This window comes from Bradyrhizobium sp. LB8.2 (assembly GCF_040548035.1).
Lineage (GTDB): Bacteria > Pseudomonadota > Alphaproteobacteria > Rhizobiales > Xanthobacteraceae > Bradyrhizobium.
In genome coordinates, this window is the sequence record NZ_JBEPQV010000015.1 from 35946 (window position 1) to 61299 (window position 25354).

The window sequence follows — 25354 nt, forward strand, 5'->3', positions numbered from 1 at the left end:
CGGGTTGAGCAGGCGGACTGGGCCAGTCTGCACGAGCGTTATTTGGGTTACGGCGATCAAACAAATCCTGTCGAGCGACGGTGCTCGTTCTCAGGCGCGGAGCGGGCCGAGTATCGCGAACTGACACGGCGCGGTCGTGCGCCTCTTTGGCGATAGCAACGGACGGCAGCGCATGTACAAGGACGAGAATGATGGGGAGCAAGCGAGCAGTGATCATGAGCATTCCTCTAACCGTGGAAAGCCTGTCGGGAGATGAAACGATCGGCTCTCGCGGCCCGGGCGATGCAAGATTGACGTTTGCACGAGTGTTCTCCCAGGTGGGTTCGTGGGAGCCCCTGGCTGGTCAGCATAAAAATCAGCGCTCAGGCCGGCTATGCAATTCCGGAAAAACTCAGGTCATCGAACCAGCTCGAGTGCCTATGACCAAGCCCATCGCCGCTGTTGCTTCGGGAGAAGAGTCCACAGAGGAACGACCAGGTCGCCATTCGCATTCCCTGACGCGCAACAGCAGGAGAAGTCCTGCGCCGCGGCAACCGTTTTAATGGTGCGATGCGGTAGGTACATGGGAAACTATCAATTTACTTGACGACGTACTATTCTTTTGAGACCGGCGAGAACCCGGTACGCTTCCGCCAGCTGCAACAGTTTCTCTCGTGCAATTGATCCCGGTGGCAGGAATGCAGCATCGTCGCGCATCGCCGCCTCGATTTCCTCGCACTCAGCCGCGGTCAATCGCTCTTCGCGCATCTGGCCTCTTCGCCGGTCGCATTTGATATGATCTCAAATCAATTCAGACCGGGCGGTTCCGGAAAATTTTTTGTGCGCGCTTTGAGAAGTTGTCATCTTTGCTTCGGGCCGCCTATGCGATTTCAGCATATCGACGGAAAATGATTTTTGCCGATACTGCATAGATTTTCCTGACATGCTGAATTAGAAACAGATAGTGTTGCTCGCTGAGCGTGTACCGGCGTATTTGGTGGAGCTCAAAGTGAATCGGACTAAAGTCCTCAATTTCGTTGACCCGGCTCAGTACGCAGCGAGCATCCGTTCGGCCGACATAGAGATATTCCCGACGGCGAAGGGCGAATTCAGATCCCAGCTAACGCAAGTGACATTGGATCGGCTGTGGATGCAGCGATTCGAGGAAACTTTGCCGCGTATACACAGAGGCAGGGTCACGGCAACTCGCAAGGTATTTACTTTCCTCACTGAAGATCAGCCAGAGGTGTACAATCGAGGCCGGTTATTCTCCCTGGGTGATCTGTGCGCGCACGATCATGACATGCAGCATGTGGTGACGACGGGAAAATATCGCCTCGGCGGAGTGTCGCTTGCAGTGAAGGAGCTTGCTGAAGCGTGCAGTTCGATGATGGGTTTCGAGTTCGATCCACAGCAGCGCACGCGTTTCCTGAGGCCTGCCCCGGACCTGATGAAACGATTTCTGGACCTGCATGCGATCGCCGGAGCCTTTGCCAAAACCGCCCCCGAGCTTCTGGAGGTTCCGGAGGTAATCCGCGCAATCGAGCACCAATTGGTCTACGCTCTGCTGCGATGTGTGGCTGACTGCAACGTCTCGGCATCGAAAGATGGCGGGCTGCGACACGGGACTATCGTCGCGCGCTTCGAAGACTTTATAGATGCGAACCCAAATACTCCTTTGTACCTGGATGAAATATGCTCCGCGATCGGGGTCGCGGAACGAACGCTGCGAGTTGTCTGCGAGGAGCATCTGGGTATGGGCCCGATTCGCTACCTCACTTTGCGGAGGATGCATCTTGTTCACCGCGCCTTGGGACAAGCAGCACCCGACTGTGCAACGGTCACCCAGATCGCCACCACGCATGGCTTCTGGGAGCTGGGCCGCTTTTCAGTTGCCTATCGCAACTTGTTTGGCGAACCGCCGCTCGCCACCCTACGGCGCCGTGAGGACTTCCGATCGAGAAATATAGATCGTCCTTCACAGCTCGTATCTTGAGTTTCAGATAAAGCCCGGCTCGCCGACGAACGTCACGTTCCATCGCGTGACCGGCGCAAGTTCTTGGCGACAGGTTCCGGCCCGATCCGAGGTGACGCTAACCCGCCTCGTTGCGCGACGTTCGCCACTGTTCGTGCATTGTCGAGAGGCCGCTCCGTCGCTGGTAGCTCAGGCGTGCTTATGCAGAAGGTCTGCCGAAATTGCATAGACGGTGAACATCCGGCTCATTCAAACTCCACCAAGTCGGGAGTCCCGATAATTTGTCGGCACTTGGAGTGTGAGCTATGAGGCGCAAATTTTTGAGCGCGATTGCCGGCGCCACATTGGGTCTGTTGCTGAACCTGATCTGCCTGGTGCCCACGTTTGCCCAAAGCGATCCCCTCCCATCATGGAACGACACGCCGACGAAACAGGCTATCGTGGATTTTGTGCGTCGAGTCACTACACTAGGCGGCTCGGAATTCGTGCCGGCCGCCGCACGTGTTGCGACCTTCGACAACGATGGCACGCTTTGGGTTGAGCAGCCGATGTATGTTCAACTGGCATTCGCGCTCGATCGGGTAAGGGCTCTGGCGCCCTTGCATCCGGAATGGCAGTATACAGAGCCTTTCCAGTCGGTACTTGCAGGGGATATGCAAGCTCTGACCGGCTTCAGCGAGCGCAGCCTGCTGGATCTAATCCTGCTGACCCACGCCGGCATGACGACTGACGAATTCTCCAAGATTGTGGTGGACTGGCTCGCCACGGCGCGCGATCCGCGATTCCGGCGGCCTTACACTGAACTGGTCTATCAGCCGATGCTTGAGTTGATTTCCTATCTTCGGGCGAACGGCTTCAAGACCTATATAGTGTCCGGCGGCGGCGTCGAGTTTATGCGTCCATGGACGGACAAAGTGTACGGGGTTCCTCCGGAACAAGTGGTAGGGTCATCTATCAAGACCAAATTTGAAATGCGCGATGGCATTCCTACGCTATTCCGTTTGCCGGAGGTGAACTTCATCGACGACAAGGCGGGCAAGCCCGTTGGAATCTACGAGTTTGTTGGCCGTCGTCCCATTGCTGCATTCGGAAACTCAGACGGCGATCTGCAAATGCTTCAATGGACCACCATCGGCGGCGATGGCTTGCGTCTTGGGGCTATAGTTCATCACACTGACGCAGCGCGCGAGTACGCCTATGATCGACAGTCACATTTTGGACGGCTCGACGTGGCGTTGGACGCGGCTGCTGCAAACCGGTGGACTGTGATCGACATGAAGAAAGATTGGAAAGTGATCTTTTCCTTCGATGCGCGCTGAGTTCCCGCGGTTGCCTTCAGCCGACTGTGCATCAAAGCCTCGGTTCAATTCGATCCGTTGGGAAGAAGTTGTTCTCGATCGAAACCTGCGGAGTTGACGCACGTCGGCAGCGAAGCCACCTTGCGAGGCTTGCGCAAGATACAAACGAGCGAGGCAATCACGTGTTGAGCCTTAAAGCGATCAACGGGCTGGCAAACGTTTCGTCAAAGCTCAACAGCAGAACTCACCTAACTGCCTGATGGCGAGTTGAGGGACGCGTGCAGAAGCGAAGCCGTCACGAAGTCCCGATCACTACTTCGTCACGAGATGCCGAGTCGGCTTCGCGTCCGTTGCCGCCGTTGGGGAAATTGCAAACGTCAGCCACGTATTCCAACCAGACGGCCGGTTCGCCGCATCAAATTCTCCGTATGCCTTTATGTTCAGATATCCCTGCATGTCGCCGACGGGGAAAATGTATCCGAACTGGGGCCCCATACCAAGAACGCGAGATCTGAAGCCGCCAAGCAGTGGATGTCCGCCGGTATCATCTGAGACTTGCTGATAAGCGTAGCCGACCAGGCCCACGAAAGCCTGTTTCGAAAGAAATTGCGCTGTGCTCCAGTCGAAATGGAAATCGATTCCGCTTTGAACCTGCGTGTCGGGGTTCTTGAAATTGTAAGTGAATCCCGCAACGCCTGAAAGCGTCACACCCGTAGCCGGGTTCAAGTACGTGTAGCCGCCGCCAGCATCGATGGCGCCGTGACCGATCCCGATGTTCGCGATGCGACTTGGATCGTAAGCGCCGACCGGAATATCGCCGGTTATGTACGTCATATAATTGTTAACGCCCGAGTTCCATTTCAGCGTGATCATCGGGTAGAGATCGCCGACGGACGTAATCGAGTCACCGATGCTCCCCATTCGCGTTGCCGCAAATCCTCCCACGCTGGTTGTCAGCGTTCCATCAATGGTCGCAGCCGACCGGCCGAATATGCCCGTTACTCCCATTGCCAATTGGCCACCAAGGACGGGTGTGCCGAAGGTGTAGGTCGGGTTTAATAGCAAAAGATCGGCTTGCGCATGCAGGCTCGCGTTGAGGCTGACATTGACGTTCGGCGCGAGCCTCCCGATCTGAATCTCTCTTGCCGCAGCGACTGAACCGGAAGCTGCAACACTCGTGTGATAATAGACGGTCCCCATCGACCAGCCCGGCGCGCTCTGCGGGACCGCCGGCAGACTGCTGATCTGGCCGGGTAGCCAGAACGAAATGCCGCTTTCGTCGCCGCGGGACACTTGGGTGGTGAGGATCAGCATCGCACAGATCGTACCCGCGCCGAGCCCGAAGTCCCTGATCGAACCATCACGCCGCATCTGCCCGCTCCCCGGTACCTTGTTCTCCTATGCTATCTGCGGTTCGGTCGTAAGCTATGCAAAATCGGCAAAAAACAGCAAACTGTTGGCGGCTGATGTCTCGGCGCAACACTTGGGGCATAGCGCCAGTCGCCCAGAGGGGGAGCCAGGAAACCAATAGTCGCGACCGAGCACATTCCGCTTCCGAAGCTGCATAGGCGGATCGTTGCCGATCTACCATGCTGGGGCCCGCCTGGGCCGGCGGCGGCGGCCGTCTTCGAACGAGACGATTTGGATGATCCAGAACGGAATGGCGACTTTCGCTAGTCCAGACGCCTACGGTGCGGCGATTGGAGCGGCGAAGGTCGAGCTCTTTATTACATCGAATGGAGCGTTCAAGGGGCAACTGACCCATTTGGATCTTGGCTGCCTAAACGTGTTGAGAGGGAGAGAGAACCTTCCGCGCATCGCTTTCCTCACCTTGCCGCCGGCCCATGTGCACATCTCGTTTTCGACGAATCGGACGCGGAGCCTGATCTATTGCGGCTTGGGCTTGAATTTTGGCGATCTGATTTTCCATTCCCTTGGGCAGAGAGCGCACCAGCGAACCGTCGGAGAAGGGGACTGGTACATGATATCTCTGCCGCCAGACCAGCTGACCGCATGCAGCAAAACTCTGATTGGTGAAACAATTAGAGCGCCATCACAGGGCTACGTCTTGGTTCCTGGAGACGGCGCCACTGCTGTGTTGTTGGGCCTGGTTTCCCAAGCGTGTCAGCTCGCTGAGAGGGCTGGAGAATTCATTTCAAAAGCCGGCGCGGCCTCGCTCGAGCGCGAGTTGCTCCATGCACTCGTCAAATGCCTGTCGACCAGGCATGCCGATGGGCTCTCGAATTCCAGGCTGCGCCACGCCGATATCATGCTTCGCTTCGAAGAGTGTTTGGCGCGACGAAGCGAGCCTCATTTGAACCTGTCCGAGCTCTGCAGCACAATCGGAGTGCCGGAGCGCACCTTGCGAGTTTGCTGCGCAGAATTTCTCGGCGTTAGTCCAAGCCGGTATTACCTGTTGCGGCGGTTGAATAGGGCGCGATCCGCATTGAGTTGCGCCGATCCGGAATCGGCGAGTGTTTCAGAGATTGCGCGAAATCATCACTTCACCGAACTAGGCCGCTTTGCGGTGGCCTACCGTGACGCTTTCGGTGAAACACCTTCGACAACTTTGCGCCGCGTTTCCAACAAAGTGGAATAATTTACAAGCGCTCTGCCGTATTCGCATAGCCCCTTCTGAGAGAGCTTGGAAGACTAGCCACGTCAGCAAGCGGAAAGCTCTGCGAGTGCGGCCAATTGATTTCGCTTTCTGCGGCCGCCCTCCAGACCTCGAAAAGTCTGCCGTTCACACATCGTGAGAGTAGGAGCCGGAGCTATGACGATCACCAAAAGCTTAAAACGGATGCTGGTCTCAGGGGCGGCCTTGGCGGCCGTCAGTTTGCCGGCGATGACCCTGCCAGCCTTCGCACAGGCGCCAGCCGGAAAGCCCAACATCCTTTTCATCATGGGCGACGACATCGGCATCATGCAGCCGAGCATCTATCATCGCGGCTTGATGGTGGGAGAGACTCCGAACATAGACCGCATCGGAAATGACGGTGCGCTTTTCATGACCTACTATGCTGAGCAGAGCTGCACCGCCGGCCGCAACGCGTTCTTCACCGGCATGCATCCCCTTCGCACCGGCATGATTCCCCCGCAGCTCCCCGGCAGCCCGTCCTGGCTGCGGCCTGGCACCCCCGCCGTTGCCAAGTTCTTGCTCGACCTCGGTTACAACACCGGTGAGTTCGGCAAGAATCACCTTGGTGACAATCCCGAGGCGCTACCAACTGCGCATGGTTTCCAGGAGTTCTGGGGTTACCTGTATCACCTCGACGCGATGCAGGGGGTGAGTTTCCCGGACATCAACAAGAGCCCGACCGTGCAAGGCATTGCGCCTCCGTGCAAAGCAACCCCGGTCCCGGGTCTCACCGAAGTCCCAGGTGCCGTGGATCCTCGAACAACGACGTGCTTGACGCCGCCGCGGCCAGTGCTTGCGTGCAGATCATCAGACGGCTCGCAAGCAAACCAGACCTGCAAGGACGAAGGTCCCTTAACGCTCGACCGATCACGAAGCGTGGACGAAGAAATCTCGGCCAAGGTCATCGACTATCTTGATCGCAACGATCCCAAGAAGACCAACAAGCCGTTCTTCGTCTGGTACAACCCGGCGCGCATGCACATCACGACCGTGCTGCCCCCGAAATACGAGGCGATGATCGGCGAGCCCGGTGGCAAGGACTGGGGCCTCAACGAGGCCGGCATGAAGCAGATGGACGACAATATCGGCTATGTTCTCAAGAAACTCGAAGACATGGGCCAGCTCGACAATACCATCATCGTCTTCACGACCGACAACGGCGCCGAGAACATCACTTTTCCCGACGGCGGCACCACCCTTTTCAAGGGCGGCAAGCTGACCACCTGGGAAGGTGGCATGCGCGCCCCGCTGGTCGTTCGCTGGCCGGGCCACATCAAGCCGGGCACTGTCAAGAGCGAGATGATGTCGGCACTTGATTGGCTGCCGACGCTCGTCGACATCGCCGGCGGCCCGAAGGGCGACGCTTTGAAGAAGCAGATCGAGGCCGGAAGCTATCCCGGCATCGTCAAGACGACGCTGGACGGCGTCGATCAGCGCGCCTATCTCGAAGGCACGGACAAGTCGGCGCGCGAAGTCTTCTTCTACTACACCGGCGCGCAGCCATCGGCGGTACGCTACAAGAACTGGAAGATGTACTACACGATGGTACCGGACACCGGGACCGGCGGGTTGTTCGGAGCGCAGAGCTTCCATTGGACGCAGGTCGCCAACATCAAGCGTGACCCATTCGAACAGACGGTCGGCTCCGATGCCAAATCGTTGCTGGGCTACGCCGGTTCGATCGGCTCTCCGAGCACGGCCTATCTCTATGACTGGAATATCCTGCCGCTCGGCCAGTTGCTCTGGGAAAAGGAGCTCTTTTCGTACAAGGACTTCCCTCCGATGCAGGCACCGGAGACCTATAACCTCGACGGTATCCTCGCAGAGATGAAGAAGTCCGGTCATCAGAGCGAGTAACGACGCCTGCCGATATCCAACATCAGTGGCCGGCCCAAAGCCGGTCACTTTGGATACTGTGAGCTGGCGTCGAGCCGCGCTCGACACCGCCGAGCTGCTCAAGCCGCAGGGATTGCCGCCAGCCAATTAGGAGAGGGAGTCCGCTCGTCATGACCAATATCGCTATCCTTCCGCAACAGCCGAGCATCTGGTGGGTTTTCCTGCTGCAGGGTTTTGCCGGTATCATTCTTGGCCTTATGCTTGTCACTCAGCCCGGAGCCACAATCCTGGCGCTCACAACCTTCCTGGGATTCTACTGGCTTATCACCGGCCTCCTTGCGCTGGTTCAGGTCTTCGTCGATCGCTCGACTCCGTGGATATGGTCCCTGCTTAGCGGGCTTGTCGGCGTTCTGGCTGGACTGTTCGTTCTAAGGCACCCTTTGGTTGCTTCCCTGACCGTGCCTACTGTGCTTGTCCTCATTCTCGGCGTGCAAGGACTTGTCATGGGCGCCCTGCAGATCATTGCCGGCCTTAAGGGTGGCGGCATCGGGCCGCTTATCCTGGGAGCGATCAACGGCCTGGTTGGTCTTCTGCTATTAGGGTCTCCGATCGCAGCCGCATTGGCCGTGCCGGTTGTCTTTGGTGCGCTGCTCCTCATTCAGGGGGCGGGATTGGTAATCCTGGCCTTTCGAGTTCGAAGCTAAAACTTGCTCTTCGCTTCGAGGATTTCGGGATTCTGCCGAATTCGCATAGTGCGCGCGGCGCAGGCTGGGCACTCTGCTACTGAAGTGATCGGCAAGACGGAAGTCACATGAATTTCGCTCCCCAGTCTGATCCCAGGCGCGTTGAAGATTCACCGCATATAGAGATGGTGCACGTACCGGGCGGTACGTTTCGGATGGGCTCAAACACGCACTATCCAGAGGAAGCGCCCGCCCACCGCGTCACCGTGGACGGTTTTTGGATGGACCGGACGCCTGTAACCAATCGCCAGTTCCGCGAGTTTATCAACGCGACCGGCTACGTCACCTTCGCAGAGATCACTCCCGACGCGAAGGATTATCCAAACGCATTGCCGCGGATGCTCAAAGCAGGCTCGCTTGTGTTCACTCCGCCCAAAGAGGCGGTGGACCTGCGTTACTGGGGGGAGTGGTGGACATTCGCCTTCGGCGCCAACTGGCGACGGCCCTACGGACGTCACAGCAATATCCGTGGGCTGGAAGATCACCCCGTCGTTCACGTCGCTTTGCGCGACGTGGAAGCCTACGCAAAATGGGCCGGGAAGGAACTACCGACGGAAGCCGAATGGGAGTTCGCCGCACGCGGGGGCTTGAGCGACGCGGAGTTCGCGTGGGGAGACGAACTGACGCCTGCTGGCAAACACATGGCAAATACCTGGCAAGGGAATTTTCCGCATGAGAACCTCGCAGCCGACGGCTTCGAACGTACCTCGCCGGTGACCGCGTTTCCGCCGAACGGCTACGGCCTCTATGACATGATCGGCAACGTCTGGGAGTGGACGGCCGACTGGTATTCGGCGAAGCACGATGCCGATGCGCCGAAGGCTTGTTGCGTTCCGCAGAATCCGCGCGGCGGCGCCGAGGGCGGGAGCTACGACCCGCGCACCCCGAACATCAGCATTCCCCGGAGAGTGCTCAAGGGAGGCTCACATCTGTGTGCGCCGAACTACTGCCGACGCTATCGCCCGGCAGCCCGTCATGCCGAGCCGATCGATACGTCTGCGAGCCATGTTGGATTCCGGTGCATCTCCAGGAGAAAATCCTGATGAGGAAGATCAACGCCTAGCTTGCCATCTACCCATCTCAGCGACCTCGTTCCGCAACGGAGCGATCCTGCACAGCCCCTAAGCCATCCGCCATGATCGGGTTGGACTCGCAATTGGAGCGGTTGCCGTTTCCGCATAGTCGATCCCTAGAAACTCCGCCAGGATGGGTCGTGGGTCATTTTCGTTAGTGCGTCGGCTCACAAGCTGTACTTGCGACGGTCGACATTCGTCAGGTGGAGAGTCTTCAGTACTTGCAGTACTTGCGCATACTGTTGTCGCTCTTGCCCGGCCGAGTCATGCCGCCTCGAGCCGACGCTCTCGTCATTCGGCTTCACGTGCTCACCAGGAAGGGAATCGTCATGAGCGACAAAAAGGCGTCAGAAAAGTCAGAGCTCGCTACCGGGCCAGGCAGCGCAGGATTGAAACGCCGCGAATTGCTATTGAGCGGCAGCTCTCTCGTCGCGGCCTCGGCACTCGCAGCCGTCGGATTGACGAGCCCTGCCCAGGCGCAGCAGGCGACGACAGCACCGGCAGCTGCGTCTGCCGGACAAAAGCCCAACATTGTCGTCATCATGGGCGACGACATCGGCATCTGGAATCTTGGCGCTTACCACCGCGGCATGATGGCCGGCCGGACACCGAACCTGGACAAGATCGCCGCCGAAGGCATGCTGTTCACCGACTATTACGCCGAGGCGAGTTGTACGGCCGGTCGTGCCAACTTCATCACTGGCGAGCTGCCGATCCGCACCGGTATGACGACCGTTGGCCAAGCCGGCGCTCCCACAGGCCTGCCGGCGCAGGCCGTGACGATCGCTCAGGCGCTAAAAGGAATGGGCTACGCGACCGGCCAATTCGGCAAGAACCATCTCGGCGATAAAAACGAGTTCTTGCCAACCGTGCACGGCTTCGACGAATTCTTTGGCTACCTCTATCATCTGGATGCGATGGAAGATCCGGCCCATCCCGCCTATCCGCAGGATCTGCTGAACACCGTCGGTCCGCGGAATATGATTCATTCATATGCGACCAGCGTTGACGACGCCACGGTAGATCCGCGCTGGGGCAAGGTAGGCAAGCAGAGGATCGAGGACGCGGGAACGCTCTATCCGAAGCGAATGGAAACCGTGGACGACGAAATTCGCGACCTCTCGCTGGCGTTCATCGATAAGGCGAAGGCCGAGAACAAACCGTTTTTCCTGTGGCTCAACCCGACCCGCATGCACATCGTCACCCATCTGTCGCCGAAATATCAGGCGTTGCGCAACTCCAAGAACGGCTGGACGATCCATGAAGCCGGTATGGCGCAACTCGACGATGACGTCGGCATTGTCATGAAGAAGCTCAAGGACATGGGTGTCGACGACAACACCATCGTCATCTTCACGACCGACAATGGCACCGAAGTGTTCACCTGGCCCGATGGCGGACAGACGCCATTCGCGCAGAGCAAGGGCACGGTGATGGAAGGCGGCTTCCGCGTCCCAGCAATGATCCGCTGGCCCGGCAAAGTGCCGGTGGGCAAGGTCGAGAATGGCATCATCTCCGGCCTCGACTGGTTCCCGACGCTTCTTGCTGCCGCGGGCAATCCCAACATCGTCGAAGAATTGAAGAAGGGAAAGCAGATCGGCGAAACCACGTTCAAGTGCCATCTCGATGGTTATAATCAGATGGATATGATCACCGGTCAGGGGCCGTCGAAAAGGCACGAGATCTGGTACTTCGGCGAAAGCGAGCTCGGCGCGGTGCGCATCGATGACTACAAGTTTCGGTTCATCGACCAGCCTGGGGGCTGGTTGGGTGACAAAAGCAAGCCGGATGTACCCTACATAACCAACCTGCGCCTCGATCCGTTCGAGCGCACGGGCTGGCCGAACAACGGGACCAAGGAAGGTGCGCAGCAATACTTCGACTGGTTCAAATACGAATTCTGGCGCTTCGTATTTGTTCAACAACAGGTTGAAAAGCTGGCGATGACTGCGATCGAGTTTCCGCCGATGCAGAAAGGCGCGAGTTTCAATCTTGAGGCCGTGAAGGCGAAGATCGCCGCGGCCCAAGCTGCAATCGCTAGGTAGAATGAACTTTGGTTGATCAACTTCGGACGGGTGCCCTGATAGCGAGGCACCCGTCATTCCATGTGGTCGTACGCCTTCAGCTCAAGCGCCGTTTCGTGCCGTCCTTCTTTGAGAAGATGCCGCGTGCCCAGTGGGGATCGAGGCTTGTGCGTCCTCGCATTATTGGTCGCGCCGGCTGCAGGCCCTGGGGCATACGGTCCAACTGATGCCTCCGTCTATGTGAAGCCCCACGTCAAGCGGCAGAAGAACGACAGCACCGACGCGGAGGCTATTTGCGAGGCGGCCACAAGGCCTAACATGCGGTTCGTGGCGAGCAAGACGATCGAACAACAGAGCTGTCTGATGCTTCATCGCGTGCGCCATCTCATCGTTCGCTAGCAGACTGCCGTCATCAACTCGCTCGCGACTAGCGCCGTTGCCGGTGCTGAACCGATGCCAGGGATCGCATCCAGTCGCTTGCTTGTCGCCTTTGATCGATGCCAAGCAATAATGCGCCTATCGAACTCCAGGATCTGCGAACTCCGGGATCTGAGCCTTCAGTGTCCGCAACTGACTGCCGAGATCCGCAAGACACGCGCGGGCAACCTCCGGGACCCGGCAGTCAGCTGGATCGGCGACGCCAACAGCTGTTCGACACCCCTGCGGGTTGCCGATGCCAGTGGCCTTCCGATCGGGGCGGGACTTCTCGGCCTGGAGCGGGCTCGTGCCGAAGCAGAACTCCAGTGGGGGCAAGGACAAGCTTGGCAGTATCAGCAAGCAAGGCGATCGCAATTTGGGCAGCCGGATCACGGCGGGCGCACTCGCCGTGATCCGCTATGAATGCGTGCTTTTAATCGGGACCTGATCAGCGGAGGGCATTATGGCCAGCGGTCATGAGTACCGCACGAGAAGGCCGAACACATGGCTGCTTCGCCCAACGCTGCAAGTGAAGGTTCTCCTTGAAGTCCTGATTAGAAGAGTGACGCTCTAGCTCAGATCAGCCGCCCGAGCAGTGACTCCGCGTCGCTCGGGCAAAGCCTCGGGTCTCCGCCAAGAAACTCCCTCGCAAGAAACTCCCTCGTTCGAAAGGCGCAAGGCCTTGGGGTCGGGCTGATTCCCCGAGATGATCAGCCGCAGAGAGAGAATTGAGGCTGTGGGGAACTCCTACCAGCGCGAGATCACGCCCCGAGCACTTCTCGTCAAGCGGCGGTATTTCGTAAGTATTATCAAGGTATTGGTGAAAAGTAGCCGTTCAGCAAAAAGTGATATTTGTGCAACATCCGTCCAAAAACGCGCCATTCAGGCCTCAACAAAGGCAGTCTGTCATTGATTGATCGGAGGTCTTCGCTTCTTATCGTGAGTGCGACGGAGGGGGGCATCCCAAGGTCGTCCCGTTTAGGTCTTTCACTGAAGTAGACCATCGTTACAGGGACGCGTTGAATTTCGACGTGTTTTTGCGGGTAGCTCAAACGGCTTTGTACGAGCAATTGTACGGGGCTTCAACTGGAGGTTAACATGAAGTTCAAGGGCCTTTTGCTCGGTTCCGCGGCAGCACTGCTCGCCGTTGGGGGAGCACAAGCGGCTGATCTTCCCGTAAAGGCCAAAGCGGTCGAGTACGTGAGGATCTGTTCGCTCTATGGTGCCGGTTTCTACTACATCCCGGGCACTGACACCTGCATCAAGCTGGGTGGTTATCTGCGCGCCGAAGTCGCCATCAACGCGACCGATTTCAACGGTAACTTCAGCAGCACCCAAGGTGCTCAGAACCGTTTGACGAACTACTACGTCACTCGCGCCCGTGAAGACTTCAACGTCGACACGCGCACCGCGACCGAATACGGCGTGGTTCGTACCTTCGCGGATGTGGTGTTCTCGTGGACCACGGATGCGTACTCGGGCAGCGGCACCACTCCTGGCGCGACCGTTTACTCGCAGCTCGGCGGCACGGGCGTTGGCGCACCCAACAATGCCAACGCAGGCGCGATCGCTGGCGGTACGCTCGGCGTGTACTACGCATTCATCCAGTTCGCCGGCTTCACCATGGGTAAGGCCGTCGCGCAGTTCGACGCTCCCTGGACCAACTATCCGGGCAACAACTTCGACGGTCTGACGGGTGGCGGCGGCACGGTCACTGGTGTGAACCAGTTCACCTACACCGCTGACTTCGGTCAGGGCATCACGGCCGCGATTTCGGCGGTAGACCCGACTGCCTACTATCAGAGCAACCTGTACAACACCAGCGCCGGCGTTTCGGTCGCGGGTTTTGGTTCGGGCGGCTACGGCATCAATGCCTTCGGTGGCACCCGGTCTCCTGACATCCAGGGTATGATCCGCGTTGACCAGGCCTGGGGTCTGTTCCAGTTGTCCGCCGCGGCGCATGACAACCACGTCGGGTACTACACTGGCTTGCCCGCGGCGGCTGCGATTGCGGGAACCGAAGCGGCCGGTCACCCGGGCGACAAGTGGGGATATGCCGTGCAGGCGGCGTTGTCCATCAAGAACATCCCGACTGGTGCCGGCGACACGCTCAACGTGCAGGCGGTCTACACGGACGGTGCGACCCGTTACAACTTCCAGAGCTTGGCCTCGCAGAACTATGCAATGTTCGGCGGTACCGGCCTGGCGGGTGCCTATCAGAGCATTGGCCTTGCCGGCGCTGCTGACGGTGTGTTTGCCAACGGAACCGGCATCTCCACGGTTACGAGCTGGGGCTTCCGTGGCGCCTTCACCCACAACTGGGATGCGTTCTGGAACACCGCGATCTACGGTTCGTACTCTCAGCTGAAGTACGGCAACGGCGGTTCGGCTCTCGTCTGCGGTGCTCTCCTCGGTTTGGGCGCAGCCACTGCGGGCATCACCACCTGCAACCCGGACTTCAACCTCGGCACGGTCGGTCTCATCACCCGCTGGACCCCGGTGAAGAACCTGACCTTCTCGGCGGACGTGGCCTACACCATGCTCGACCAGAAGTACGCTGGTACGATCACCACGCCTGCCGCTGCGCCACTCGTGGCAAAGCCGGGTGCCACCTACGAGCTGAAGGATCAGAGCACCGTCAGCGTGCTGCTCCGCGCTCAGCGCAACTGGTAAGTTTGGTCTAACGACCTGACCTCCAAAGGCCCTCGGCAGGAAACTGCCGGGGGTTCTTTGCATTTTTGATGCCTCCGGCAGCGGGTGAGAATCGGGACAGCCTAAACTGGCTCTCCACCCAGCAAAGGTGAGACGAACGTCTCTCAACCAGTTTCTCGGCTAAGCTTCTCGGTATGGCTTGATAATCGTTCAATGCAAGCGAAATGCGACTGAACATGGATGCGCTTGTGCGGTGGCACTCGGACGCTCCAAAATTCTGAGCGTTGCCAACCGTCACCCGTCGGGCAAAACACTCGTCACCCCCGTCAATCCCACCTCGCAAAAATATTCCACTTTACCGAAATTCGGTTTTGGCGTATGTGTCGCCCATCCCGGCTCACCCTTGAGGGGCGACCATGTGTCGTGATGGTCGTAGAGCCAGGCTTGCGGTGGACGCGACAGCGTCGGGTGCGAAAGTGCGGGCGGGGCGGATTGCTCTCCGTGAGCCCAGAACTTCGTGCCGACGAGCGGCGCTGTCAGGTTCGTCTCGTCGTCAGGTCGGCGGCAACGTGCACAACGTCGTCGAAACCGGTGGCGAAATGGCGAGCCGTGCGTACGGCAAAACCGTGTGGTCCTGGCCGTCGTTGCTACGGTCAAGCCTTTGCGGAGGCGGCACTTGCGTCAACCGGCGCGGCGTCGCGACTTTCGCTGTGGTGAGGGAGGCCAAAACGAACTCGGCTCCCGGGAGAGCACGGCATAAGCCGTAAAGCCACTGCGCAGGGAAGGCCGAGTGATTGGCTACACCTGTATGCTGCTGTGCGGTTCTTTTGCGCTACATCTTCGCGCAGCGGACCGCGGGTGCCAGCCGGCACCCGGCCTTCCCTGCGCCCTCCTGGACAAGAGGGTGAAGCGACGAAGCAAAGCTCGGGCGAAATGCGCCGCGAGGATGCGAAGCCGTGGCATGACGGCATCTTAAGCGCAATTTCCCGCACGATCTTCTCAGTTACCAGCGCCGACGTGGCAAAGGACGCGCTGTTGTTGGCCGGAGCGTGCGCTTTCGTGTTCTGCTTTCGCTTACCCATGGCCTGGATTTGAGCGCCGGATTCTTTTGATCGTCGCATTCGAGAGAACCACGAACGTCGTACCGCGCTGCGTGCTGACGTTGGCGCTGGCAAGATAGCGCTTCTGATGCTCCCGAGCGGACAACCGGAGGCGCGATTGATACTCAAATAGAACTGATAATTTTCGTATCTTGCCCCGACCTGGGCGGCTGAGCCCGCGCGTTGATCGGTCTCGAACACTTCAAAATCGACTGGCCAGGCCCTTCCAGAGTAGCGCTGGAAGCACGCCAATTGCTTGGCTCGATTCCGCAGGTGAGCGCGCCCCAGAGTTCGCGAGCGGCCGCGTTGGATTATAGCAGTTGACTAGTTCTAAAAAAGAACTGTATCTTCAAAGAAGAGACGACCGGTCGTAACGGTCGCGATATGCGGTTGCAGCCCTGGATGGGCCCGGTTCAACGAAGTCGAATTCGGCTTGGAGGACGCAGGGCGCGAGCAGGCAGCCGCACGATAACAGCGCTATGTCCCCGAACAGGGCGCGGCGCGTTTGGGAGGACGAGGAAATGACGCCGACATGGAAGCTCGTTGCTGCGCTGACGTTACTCTTGAGCGGCCCGGCACTCGCGGCCGACGAACCGGGAGTCTCTGCGACCGAGATCAAGATCGGCGGGGTGTTTCCGTTCAGCGGCCCGGCGTCGTCGATCGGTCTCGTGGGCAAGGGATTGATCGCCTACGTTCAATCCTTGAACGACCGCGGCGGCATCAACGGTCGCAAGATCAACTACATCGCCTATGACGACGCGTACAGCCCACCCAAAGCGGTGGAGCAGGTCCGCAAGCTCGTTGAGAGCGATGAAGTGGCGTTTATGTTCGGCCAGCTCGGTACTCCCGGCATTTCGGCGACGGCGAAATATTTGAAGGCGAAAGGCGTTCCCAGCATCGCAATCGTCAGCGGATCATCAAAATTCACCGACGTCGCCGCTTACCCGCTGACCACGACGGGCCTTGTCAGCTACGATACCGAAGGAAAAATCTACGCCAAATATCTGACCAAGACGCTGCCGAACGCCAAATATGCGATCCTCTATCAAAACGACGACCTCGGCAAAGATTACGTCAATGCCTTCAAGACGTTTCTCGGCAAGGACTACGATCGAAAAGTCGTCAGCGCTTCCTACGAGGTCACCGAACCGACCGTCGATTCACAGATCACCAATCTGAAGAGCTCCGGCGCCGACGCGTTGATGATCGCGGGAACACCGAAGTTCGCCGCGCAGGCAATCCGGCAAGCCTCTTTGATCGGCTGGAAGGCGACCGTCATCATCGACTTTCCGTCCGGTTCGGTTGGAGGCACGCTCACCCCGGCCGGCCTCGACAAATCAGTCGGCGTGATCGTCGGGACGATCAACAAGGACATCCTGGATCAGGCGTGGAAGGACGCCCCTGCCATGCAGGCTTACCGGAGCTTTCTCGACAAATATCTGTCGGGTGTCGATATCACCAACGGCAGCTATCTGACCGGCTATCAGCAAGGCATCCTGCTCGAGCAGATCCTGAAGCAATGCGGAAATGATCTGTCCCGCCAGAACGTTCTTGCGCAGGCCAAGAACCTCAGGGATTTCGTCGTCCCGACCGCGCTGCCGGGGATCAAGGTCAATACCAGCGGCGCCCAGAACATGATCTGGACGCAGATGCGGTTGCAGCGATGGTCCGGCACGAGCTGGGAAGCTTTCGGGGAAGTGCTGGACGCGAGCTCCGAATAAGCGCGCAACCGGCAAGGTGGCGTATCCGGCACGGCTTGCGTGCCGGCCGCCCGCGCGATTGTCTTTCCAGCAATTACGGAGACCATCTCGATGTCGACGAAGGCACTGAATTTTGCGCCGCGGGAGGTTCGCATCGAGCGTCGCCCCGACGGCGCGCTGATCTTGCGTTCGCCCCTCGAATGGGCGCCGTGCGACTGGCGCGTCACCGATTTTCTGCCGAGTTGGGCAGCTGCCGTTCCGGACCGGGTTTTCCTTGCGCAACGCAATGCCGGGGGTGGATGGGACGAGATCACCTATGGCGAGGCATGGTCGCAGGTCCAGGCAGTCGGCCAAAGCCTGATCGATATGGGCGCAAAGCCCGCCGACAAGCTGGCAGTCCTGTCAGGAAACTCGATCGAGAACGCGGTGATCTCGTTTGCGGCCATGTCGATCGGGGCCATCCTGGCGCCAATATCGCCAAACTACACTCTGATGCCCGGCGGCCTGGCTCGTCTCAAGGATATCGCGGAAACGCTGCGCCCGAATTTTGTTTTTGTTCAGAGCGGACGCGATTTTTCCGCGGGCCGCGCCATTCCCGAGTTGGCGGAAGCGGCCTGGATCAGCGTCGATGGTGCGCCGGATACGGTGCCTTTCCGCACCCTTGCGGCGCGAACCGGGAGCGAAGGGTTTGAGCGGGCATCACGCGCCGTGTCTTGCGATGCCGTCGCCAAAATTCTCTTCACGTCCGGTTCGACCGGCTTCCCGAAAGGCGTGCTCAACACCCACCGCATGATGGCAAGCTCCCTGCAAATGGGGAGCCTGCTGGTGTCACCTCCGGAAGCACCGGTCCAGGTGGAGTGGCTACCCTGGCACCATACGATGGGCAGCAACGTCATCCTTCACGGCATCCTCAAGAACGGCGGGACGCTCTACATCGACGATGGCCGGCCGCTGCCGCAGCTCTTCCACAAGACGGTTGCAAATCTCAAGGAGGTTTCGCCGACCGCCATGTTCAACGTACCTGCCGGCTATAACCTCCTGTGCGACGCGATCGAGAACGACCTTGATCTTGGTGCCAGCGTGTTCAAAAGGATGGATCGGCTAAGCTATGCCGGCGCCGCCATTTCACAGGCCACGCTGGAAAAGCTCTATCGATTGACGTTTGCGGCCACCGGCCGGCGAATTCCGGTCATGTCCGGCTACGGCACCACCGAAACGGCCCCGACAATCGCCACCACCCATTGGGCGACCGACCAGCCGGGAGAGATCGGTCTTCCAGCGCCAGGCCTGCAACTGAAACTGATCCCTGTGTCCGATACTTATGAGGTCAGGATCAAGGGACCCAACGTCACTCCCGGTTATCTCGGAAGGCCGGATTTGACGGAGCAGGCTTTCGACGAGGAAGGATTCTACCGCATCGGCGACACGGTCTCGTTTCTGGATCCCGAGAAGCCGGAGCGCGGCCTGCGGTTCACCGGCAGAATCTCCGAAAATTTCAAACTCGCGAACGGCACGTGGGTCACGATCGGGAATATGCGCGCGGCACTCCTGGCGGCAACGCGTGGCGTATTGCTGGACATCGTCGTCGCGGGAGAAAATCGTGAATCGTGCGCGCTGCTCTGCTGGTTGAATCCCACCGAGGCGGCGAGGATTTCGAAAACCCCGGCCCCGGATCTGACCAGCGATCGTCTCGTGCTCCAGTTTTTGAAGGATCGTCTTCAGGAGTACAACGAGACCGTTGGAAGCAGTGAAGCAATTTGTTCTTTCTCGCTGCTGAAGGACGCGCCGTCATTGGCGGCAGGAGAAATCACCGACAAGGCCTATGTCAATCAACGTGCTGTGCTGAAACACCGCTCTGAACTGGTGGAACGTCTATACTGCAACGAGGCACGTCAAGACGTGATCCGGGTCTGAGGGCTGGTCCAGCCGTTCGCTACCGTTGCGGCTTTCGATGCGCTCTCGAGCGATCGACCTCAGGCGGCGCTGCGGCGGGTCTTTGCCTTCGGCTTCTCTGGCGCCGCTATTGCCGGGGTGCGGCGAGCACCGGGGCCGGGGTGGGTATGAACCTCCTTGGCCGAAAGCGGTTCGCCGCATTCGGAGCAAATCATGACCGGATCGAAGTCCTTGCCGCATTTGCGGTGTTGATGCAGCAAAGGCCGCCCGCGCGCGTCGACCATGTGAGTGTCGCCCCAGTGCACGATCGCCATCATGATCGGATAGAGATCGAGTCCCTTCTGGGTGAGGATGTATTCATGCCGCTTGGGCGAGTCCTGATAGGGGATACGACGCAACACGCCCTGCCGGACCAGCTTCTTCAGCCGTTCGGCGAGCAGATGGCGTGTGATTCCGAGCGAAGATTGAAATCCCTCGAAGCGGCGTGTGCGCAGGAAGCACTCACGCAGAATCATGAGGGTCCAGCGATCGCCGATCACGCCGATGGTCCGGGCCATCGAGCACGGCTCTTCCTCCAGCTCACCCCATTTCATTCAAGATCTCCAGTCTGCCACGGCTTCCGCTCGAATCGTCCAGGGAGCTCTTGGTCCCGCTACCATTCTAGATCGGTACCTAACTCGAAACAATCCCTTGCCAAGCAGGATAAACCAGCAGGGATTACGCCAGAATTGACAGTTCGTTTTTAGAACTGTATCAACAATCAGCAGCCTGAGTTCGACTGGCCGACCGTCGAACCACCATCCAACGCGTTTTCCGGGAGAACCCGACATGCCCCTGAAGGCTGAATTTCAGTTCGATTTCGGCAGCCCCAATGCTTATCTGGCGGAAGTCGCCATCCCGGGGATTGAGCAGCGCACCGGGGTGAAATTCGAGTATGTCCCGGTTTTGCTTGGCGGCATCTACAAGGCGACGGGCAACATGTCGCCGTTCGACTCGCTCCGTGGCATCAAGAACAAGCCGGAATACCAGGCGCTGGAAACCCAGCGGTTTATCCGTCGCCACAACATCACGAAGTTCCGCCAGAATTCGTTCTTCCCGGTCAACACGCTGATGCTGATGCGCGGTGCTGTCGCTGCGCAATTCGAGGGTGTGTTCCAGCCCTATTTCCGCGCCGCCTACCATCACATGTGGGAAGAGCCCAAGAAGATGGACGACCTCGAAATCTTCCGGCGTGCTTTTACCTCCTCGGGCATCGATATCGACCGGCTGCTCGCACGTGCGCAGCAGGACGACGTCAAGAAGAGGCTGATCGATCTGACCAACGACGCCGTGAGCCGGGGGGCATTCGGTTCGCCGACATTCTTCGTCGGAAAGGAGATGTTCTTCGGCAAGGACCAGATCCGCGACGTCGAGGAGTCGATCGTCGAACAGACCAGGCAACCCCTTCCCAAGACCGCCTAGCGGCGCCGGCTGTCCGGTTGAGGCGAAAGCCAAGCACCCGGATCAAAAAATGAAAAGTAAGCTCAGGGAGAAAGCCATGCCTGGCCCGCTTAGCGGTGTTCGTGTCCTCGATCTGACTGGCGTCGTGTCGGGTCCCTTTGCGACCATGTTCCTGGCGGATCAGGGCGCCGACGTGCTGAAGATCGAGCCGATCGGTGGCGATATCACCCGCCGCAGCCGTGCCACCATCGACAAGGATGGAGAATTTTCGGCGCTGTTCATCTCCTCGAACCGCGGCAAGCGTTCGCTGTCGATCGACGTCAAGAGCCTCGCCGGTCGCGACGTGCTCGGCAGGCTGATCGCGCAGGCGGATGTGCTGGTGCAGAACTTCCGGCCCGGCACCACGGAGCGCCTCGGTCTCGGCGCGGAGGAATTGCGTCAGCGCCATCCGCGCCTGATCTACGTTTCGATCAGCGGCGTCGGCGACACCGGTCCGTATGTCAAGAAGCGCGTCTATGATCCGATCATCCAGGGCCTGTCGGGGTTCGCCGATATCCAGTCGCAGCCGGTCACGAACCGGCCGCAGATGATCCGCACCATCGTATGCGACAAGACCACTGCCGTGTTCACCGCGCAGGCGGTGGCCGCCGCGCTCTATGCGCGCGAGAAGACCGGGCAGGGCGACCACATTCAGGTTGCGATGCTGGATGTAATGATCTCGTACCTGTGGCCGGAAGGCATGATGCAGTACACCGTGGTGGGCGCCGAGGCGGCGGCTGCCGATCCGAATGACCGGCCGGATCTGGTGTTCAAGACCAGCGACGGTTACATCACCGCCGGCACCATTTCCGATTCCGAGTGGCAGGGATTTTGCCGTGCCTCCGGCGATCCCGAGCTTGCCAAAGATCCCCGGTTTGCGACGCCGTCGGCGCGTTCGGTCAACGCCACCGCGCGGATCAACAAGATGGCGGAGTATATCGCCCAGCACACGACGGCCGAATGGCTGGAGCGGCTGGATGCCGCGGACGTCCCGTGCGCGCCAATATTGCGGCGAGGCGAAATCATTCACAACGAGCAGGTGGTCGCGCGCGGCATCATCGCGGAATTCGATCAGCCGAAGGTCGGCCGGGTGAGGCAGCCGAAGCCGGCGGCTCGCTTCGAAATCAATGAAGCCGCGATCGGCGGACCTGCGCCGCGGGTCGGCGAGCACTCGCGCGAGGTGTTGCGCGAGCTTGGCTACGACGACGGCGCCATCGACAGGATGGTCGCCGAACGCAGCTTGCGCGTGGCCGTCTGATCCGAAGCCCTTCTCGCGACCGCCGAGAGGTTCTCAGATCTTCGCCGTCGCCGGCGTAATCGGTCCAATCGGAACGTTGGCCTCGACGGCGCGCCGATAGGCTGCTCGGCCTTTGATGCGTTCAAGGTAGGGTTGCGCGTTGTCGCAAATGTCGACGCCGTAAGCGACGGCCCAGTCCAAACACGTCGCGAGGAGGATGTCGGGGCTGGTGAATTGCTGACCCATCAAGAACGTCCGGCCGTCTGCCAGCGCGACCTCCACGTGTCGCAATTGTTGCCGGAAGTATTCCCCGGCTTGTGCGACAACCTCGGGCGCAACTCCATAAATGTGTCCCAACGCATCGGCGCGGTGGCGGCGCATGACGTAAAGGCTCGTGGAATCGAGTTCGGCCACGATAAAGAAGCACCATTCGAGCCACGCGGCGTAATCGCGGGTGGCGTCCGGAATCAACGAGCATTCCGGCGTGGAATACATCCGCGACAGATAGGCAACGATCGCAGCACTTTCGCCGATGCAGAAGTCGCCGTCCTGCAGCAGCGGGATCTTCTGGCGGGGATTGAGCTTGGTGTATTCAGCGGTCTTGGTCTCGCCTGTCCGTGGCCCGATCGGCTTGACGCTGTAGGACAAGCCAAGTTCATGCATGGCCCAGTGCGCACGGATCGTGCGGCTTGTACCGGCGCCCCACAGGGTAAGATCCGTTGTGCTCATCACCACTTCTCCACTGACGGGCGAAGGTCGAGTTCATGGGTCCAGCCGTCGCGGCTTTGCCGATGGGCGAACCAATACGCTTCGGCAATAGAGGACGTCTTCGTCAGGCTGTCCGGGGGAATATCGCTTGCCTCGATTCCTTTCGCCGCTTTCATGCGCTGGTGAATGGCCTCGCTGTCCACGCCGGCGTCGATAATGAGGTGGACGACGTGGATATTCTTCGGTCCGAGCTCGCGCGCCATGGCCTGGGCTACCGCGCGGAGGCCGAATTTCGCCGAGGAGAACGCCGCAAAACCCCGGCCGCCTCGGATGCTGGCGGTTGCCCCGGTGAAGAAGATAGTACCGTGTCCGCGCGGTAGCATGACACGCGCTGCCTCGCGTCCGACCAGGAATCCGGCATAGCAGGCCAGTTCCCACGCCTTGAAGAAAAGCTTTTCCGTGGTGTCCGTCAGCAGCTTGTTGACGTTCGATCCGGCATTGAAAAGGCAGACCTCGATCGGTCCGATATTCTTTTCGACCTCGGCAAAGAGCTTCCGGACCTCGGCTTCCTGACGAGCATCGACGCTGAACGCGTGAATGCGGTGGCCCGCAGCGGCGAGTTCATCTACCAGTGCTTCGGATTTCGCCGCGTCACGCCGGCAGACACAAACCGTATAGCCGCCATTGGCGAACCGCCGGGCGACGGCCGCGCCGATGGCGTCGCCTGCGCCAACGAGTATTGCTACGCCGCGATTTTCCATCCGTTTCTCCCGTCTGTATAAGTTCTTATTTAGTACTAGAGATACTTGTTGTCGGCGGCGTTGTAAAACAGAATTCTATAAACTGTCGGAAAGCGGCAGGTTTGCTGTCCCGATGAAACGAGAGAGCCAAGTCAGAATTAGCGATTGACGAGTTCTAAAAAAGAACGTTAACTTCATGTCACTGCACCGCGGCAAAAAGGGCGGCGCACGTTTTTCGGGAGTGTGGCGGTGGCGGGTCTTTCAGAGGCGATCGATCTCGATGAGATTGCTGTGCCGCGCCGCATCCATGACGTGACGGCCGACCATGCCGCCGATGCCCCGGATCGAATCGCCCTGGTCGAAGGCGTCGTCGGCTGGAGCTATCGTGACCTGGACAGGCGGGTCAGCGAGACAGCCGCCGTCCTCTCCTCACTCGGGGTGCGAGCAGGCGATCGGATGATCATCGTCAGCGAAAATTGCATTTCGCTGGCGGCCTTGCTCCTTGCGGCGAGCCGGATCGACGCCTGGGCAATCGTCGCCAACCCGCGATTGTCAGCGCGGGAGCTCGACCAGATTCGCGACCACAGCGGCGCCCGCCGGATGTTCTTTGCATCGGATGTTTCGAAAGAGGCCGCAGCCCACGCATCGCGCCTAGGCGCGGAGAACAGGCAGTTGGGCCAGCTGCCGAACATCGGCGTCGGGCCACTCAACGAAAATGCAACGGTCGAGCCGGTGGAAGCGGACCCCGCGAAGCAAGTTGCGGTGCTGATCTACACGTCGGGCACCACGGGGACGCCGAAGGGCGTGATGCTCTCTCATGACAATTTGCTGATCAGCGCCAGGACCACGGCGCATTTCCGCAAGATGGATCGAGACGACAAGATCTACCTGGTGTTGCCAATCTCGCATATCGTCGGCATCTCGCTCCTGATCATGACTTTGATGGTCGGCGGCACGGTGCGGATGGTCAGCAAATTCGATCCCGCGGCGACGGCAAAGGCGCTGGCGGAGGAGGGGATAACCATCCTCAACGGCGTACCCGCCACCTATCAGCGCCTGCTGGAGTACAAGAGTGTGTCGGGTCTGCAGCGGCTCGATCCTGGCTCGTTGCGCTTGATCGCCGTGGCCGGCGCGCCGCTCGATCTCAATCTGAAATCGCGAGTGGAGCAGGAGCTTGGCCTGCCGCTTCTCAACGGCTACGGGATCACTGAATGTTCGCCGGGGATATCGGGCGTGCGCTTCGACGCACCGCGTGCCGATCAGGCGGTCGGCACGCTGCTGCCGGGAATAGAGGGGCGCATCCGGACTCTCGACGGCAGACCGGCGTCGAAGGGAGAAGTCGGAGAGCTCCACGTCCGCGGGCGCAACGTGATGCGGGGCTATTACCGCGCCCCGGAGCTGACGGCCAAAGTGATCGACAGCGAAGGCTGGTTCAATACCGGCGATCTAGCCCGTTTCGACGGCGATTGCCTCTATATTGTCGGTCGCACCAAGGAAATGATCATCCGCTCGGGCTTCAACGTCTACCCCGCCGAGGTCGAAGCGGTCCTCAGTTCGCACAAGGACGTCGTGCAATGCGCGGTGGTCGGCCGTGCCGCAGACGGCAATGAAGATATCGTGGCTTTTGTGCAATTGCTGCCGGGGGCGCAGGTGACGCCGGCGGATCTCATGAGCTTCGTCCGGATCCAGCTCACCTCCTACAAGCGGCCGTCCGAAATCATCGTTCTCGACGCCTTGCCGGCGACGTCTACGGGCAAGATACTCAAGCACAAGCTCGCGGAGTCCTTGCGCGCGGAGGGCGGAGTCCCTCCGGCGCCGATCGTCCCGCTTCGCACACAACAGATCTAACCTGACCGGGAGAA

General features: G+C 59.5%; 19 protein-coding genes. 14 read left to right on the forward strand and 5 right to left on the reverse strand.

Features of this window, described 5'->3' with window-relative positions; translation table 11 throughout:
• Window positions 1–573: 573 nt before the first annotated feature.
• A complete protein-coding gene (locus ABIB06_RS19230; RefSeq protein WP_247352216.1) occupies window positions 574–747 on the reverse strand; it encodes a hypothetical protein in 174 nt (57 codons plus the stop codon).
• 196 nt (window positions 748–943) lie between these two features.
• Between ABIB06_RS19230 and ABIB06_RS19235 the strand changes: the two genes are divergently transcribed.
• The gene (locus ABIB06_RS19235; RefSeq protein ID WP_354069187.1) at window positions 944–1975 is read left to right on the forward strand and encodes an AraC family transcriptional regulator; all 1032 of its coding nucleotides are present in this window, start codon (window positions 944–946) and stop codon (window positions 1973–1975) included.
• Between the two features lie 284 nt (window positions 1976–2259).
• The gene (locus tag ABIB06_RS19240) at window positions 2260–3273 is read left to right on the forward strand and encodes an HAD family hydrolase (RefSeq protein ID WP_247352214.1); all 1014 of its coding nucleotides are present in this window, start codon (window positions 2260–2262) and stop codon (window positions 3271–3273) included.
• A gap of 291 nt (window positions 3274–3564) precedes the next feature.
• On the opposite strand, the gene ABIB06_RS19245 is transcribed toward ABIB06_RS19240, so the two are convergent.
• Complete coding sequence (locus ABIB06_RS19245) at window positions 3565–4566, reverse strand: SphA family protein (RefSeq protein WP_247444805.1); 1002 nt, start codon at window positions 4564–4566, stop codon at window positions 3565–3567.
• Window positions 4567–4897: 331 nt separating this feature from the next.
• Between ABIB06_RS19245 and ABIB06_RS19250 the strand changes: the two genes are divergently transcribed.
• From ABIB06_RS19250 to ABIB06_RS19295, 9 genes are all read left to right on the forward strand, one after another.
• Complete coding sequence (locus ABIB06_RS19250; protein ID WP_354050012.1) at window positions 4898–5851, forward strand: helix-turn-helix domain-containing protein; 954 nt, start codon at window positions 4898–4900, stop codon at window positions 5849–5851.
• 201 nt (window positions 5852–6052) lie between these two features.
• Window positions 6053–7747: an arylsulfatase gene (locus ABIB06_RS19255; protein WP_247444807.1), complete on the forward strand. Its 1695-nt coding sequence runs from the start codon at window positions 6053–6055 to the stop codon at window positions 7745–7747.
• A 149-nt stretch (window positions 7748–7896) separates the two neighbouring features.
• Window positions 7897–8430 (forward strand): HdeD family acid-resistance protein, encoded by a 534-nt coding sequence (locus tag ABIB06_RS19260; RefSeq protein WP_247444734.1) that lies wholly within the window; start codon window positions 7897–7899, stop codon window positions 8428–8430.
• A 107-nt stretch (window positions 8431–8537) separates the two neighbouring features.
• Entirely contained in the window at window positions 8538–9512 is a 975-nt protein-coding gene (locus ABIB06_RS19265) for a formylglycine-generating enzyme family protein (RefSeq protein ID WP_354050015.1), read from the forward strand.
• A 359-nt stretch (window positions 9513–9871) separates the two neighbouring features.
• Window positions 9872–11587 (forward strand): arylsulfatase, encoded by a 1716-nt coding sequence (locus ABIB06_RS19270; RefSeq protein ID WP_354050017.1) that lies wholly within the window; start codon window positions 9872–9874, stop codon window positions 11585–11587.
• A gap of 652 nt (window positions 11588–12239) precedes the next feature.
• The gene (locus ABIB06_RS38915) at window positions 12240–12431 is read left to right on the forward strand and encodes a transposase (RefSeq protein WP_456664241.1); all 192 of its coding nucleotides are present in this window, start codon (window positions 12240–12242) and stop codon (window positions 12429–12431) included.
• Window positions 12432–13081: 650 nt separating this feature from the next.
• Window positions 13082–14656, forward strand: coding sequence for a porin (locus ABIB06_RS19285; protein WP_247352201.1), 1575 nt, complete (start codon window positions 13082–13084; stop codon window positions 14654–14656).
• A gap of 1600 nt (window positions 14657–16256) precedes the next feature.
• Window positions 16257–17456 carry an ABC transporter substrate-binding protein gene (locus ABIB06_RS19290; protein ID WP_354050019.1) on the forward strand — a complete coding sequence of 400 codons (1200 nt, stop codon included), beginning with the start codon at window positions 16257–16259 and terminating at the stop codon, window positions 17454–17456.
• A gap of 90 nt (window positions 17457–17546) precedes the next feature.
• Window positions 17547–19349, forward strand: coding sequence for an AMP-binding protein (locus tag ABIB06_RS19295; RefSeq protein ID WP_354050021.1), 1803 nt, complete (start codon window positions 17547–17549; stop codon window positions 19347–19349).
• A 59-nt stretch (window positions 19350–19408) separates the two neighbouring features.
• Here ABIB06_RS19295 and ABIB06_RS19300 read toward each other — a convergent pair whose 3' ends face one another.
• Window positions 19409–19921: a winged helix-turn-helix transcriptional regulator gene (locus tag ABIB06_RS19300; RefSeq protein ID WP_247348488.1), complete on the reverse strand. Its 513-nt coding sequence runs from the start codon at window positions 19919–19921 to the stop codon at window positions 19409–19411.
• Between the two features lie 235 nt (window positions 19922–20156).
• On the opposite strand from ABIB06_RS19300, the gene ABIB06_RS19305 reads away from it, so the two are divergent.
• Together ABIB06_RS19305 and ABIB06_RS19310 are read left to right on the forward strand one after the other, a co-directional pair.
• Window positions 20157–20789 (forward strand): 2-hydroxychromene-2-carboxylate isomerase, encoded by a 633-nt coding sequence (locus ABIB06_RS19305; protein ID WP_354050023.1) that lies wholly within the window; start codon window positions 20157–20159, stop codon window positions 20787–20789.
• A 76-nt stretch (window positions 20790–20865) separates the two neighbouring features.
• On the forward strand, window positions 20866–22065 hold the full coding sequence (locus ABIB06_RS19310) for a CaiB/BaiF CoA transferase family protein (protein WP_354050024.1): 1200 nt from the start codon (window positions 20866–20868) through the stop codon (window positions 22063–22065).
• A 33-nt stretch (window positions 22066–22098) separates the two neighbouring features.
• Here ABIB06_RS19310 and ABIB06_RS19315 read toward each other — a convergent pair whose 3' ends face one another.
• Window positions 22099–22773 carry a glutathione S-transferase family protein gene (locus ABIB06_RS19315; protein WP_354050170.1) on the reverse strand — a complete coding sequence of 225 codons (675 nt, stop codon included), beginning with the start codon at window positions 22771–22773 and terminating at the stop codon, window positions 22099–22101.
• Window positions 22773–23513 (reverse strand): SDR family NAD(P)-dependent oxidoreductase, encoded by a 741-nt coding sequence (locus ABIB06_RS19320; RefSeq protein WP_354050026.1) that lies wholly within the window; start codon window positions 23511–23513, stop codon window positions 22773–22775. Before ABIB06_RS19320 ends, ABIB06_RS19315 begins: the two co-directional genes overlap by 1 nt.
• 228 nt (window positions 23514–23741) lie before the next feature.
• Here ABIB06_RS19320 and ABIB06_RS19325 point away from each other — a divergent pair, with 228 nt between their 5' ends.
• The gene (locus ABIB06_RS19325) at window positions 23742–25340 is read left to right on the forward strand and encodes a class I adenylate-forming enzyme family protein (protein WP_354050027.1); all 1599 of its coding nucleotides are present in this window, start codon (window positions 23742–23744) and stop codon (window positions 25338–25340) included.
• Window positions 25341–25354 lie beyond the last annotated feature (14 nt).

What these genes read in the sequence shown, in the direction of transcription:
- ABIB06_RS19245 (WP_247444805.1), bottom strand. Translation starts at nt 4,566, where the DNA reads ATGCTGATCCTCACCACCCAAGTGTCCCGCGGCGACGAAAGCGGCATT.
- ABIB06_RS19265 (WP_354050015.1), top strand. Translation starts at nt 8,538, where the DNA reads ATGAATTTCGCTCCCCAGTCTGATCCCAGGCGCGTTGAAGATTCACCG.
- ABIB06_RS19240 (WP_247352214.1), top strand. Translation starts at nt 2,260, where the DNA reads ATGAGGCGCAAATTTTTGAGCGCGATTGCCGGCGCCACATTGGGTCTG.
- ABIB06_RS19320 (WP_354050026.1), bottom strand. Translation starts at nt 23,513, where the DNA reads ATGGAAAATCGCGGCGTAGCAATACTCGTTGGCGCAGGCGACGCCATC.
- ABIB06_RS19315 (WP_354050170.1), bottom strand. Translation starts at nt 22,773, where the DNA reads ATGAGCACAACGGATCTTACCCTGTGGGGCGCCGGTACAAGCCGCACG.
- ABIB06_RS38915 (WP_456664241.1), top strand. Translation starts at nt 12,240, where the DNA reads ATGCCAGTGGCCTTCCGATCGGGGCGGGACTTCTCGGCCTGGAGCGGG.
- ABIB06_RS19295 (WP_354050021.1), top strand. Translation starts at nt 17,547, where the DNA reads ATGTCGACGAAGGCACTGAATTTTGCGCCGCGGGAGGTTCGCATCGAG.
- ABIB06_RS19250 (WP_354050012.1), top strand. Translation starts at nt 4,898, where the DNA reads ATGATCCAGAACGGAATGGCGACTTTCGCTAGTCCAGACGCCTACGGT.
- ABIB06_RS19260 (WP_247444734.1), top strand. Translation starts at nt 7,897, where the DNA reads ATGACCAATATCGCTATCCTTCCGCAACAGCCGAGCATCTGGTGGGTT.
- ABIB06_RS19255 (WP_247444807.1), top strand. Translation starts at nt 6,053, where the DNA reads ATGCTGGTCTCAGGGGCGGCCTTGGCGGCCGTCAGTTTGCCGGCGATG.
- ABIB06_RS19300 (WP_247348488.1), bottom strand. Translation starts at nt 19,921, where the DNA reads ATGAAATGGGGTGAGCTGGAGGAAGAGCCGTGCTCGATGGCCCGGACC.
- ABIB06_RS19310 (WP_354050024.1), top strand. Translation starts at nt 20,866, where the DNA reads ATGCCTGGCCCGCTTAGCGGTGTTCGTGTCCTCGATCTGACTGGCGTC.
- ABIB06_RS19285 (WP_247352201.1), top strand. Translation starts at nt 13,082, where the DNA reads ATGAAGTTCAAGGGCCTTTTGCTCGGTTCCGCGGCAGCACTGCTCGCC.
- ABIB06_RS19270 (WP_354050017.1), top strand. Translation starts at nt 9,872, where the DNA reads ATGAGCGACAAAAAGGCGTCAGAAAAGTCAGAGCTCGCTACCGGGCCA.
- ABIB06_RS19230 (WP_247352216.1), bottom strand. Translation starts at nt 747, where the DNA reads ATGCGCGAAGAGCGATTGACCGCGGCTGAGTGCGAGGAAATCGAGGCG.
- ABIB06_RS19290 (WP_354050019.1), top strand. Translation starts at nt 16,257, where the DNA reads ATGACGCCGACATGGAAGCTCGTTGCTGCGCTGACGTTACTCTTGAGC.
- ABIB06_RS19305 (WP_354050023.1), top strand. Translation starts at nt 20,157, where the DNA reads ATGCCCCTGAAGGCTGAATTTCAGTTCGATTTCGGCAGCCCCAATGCT.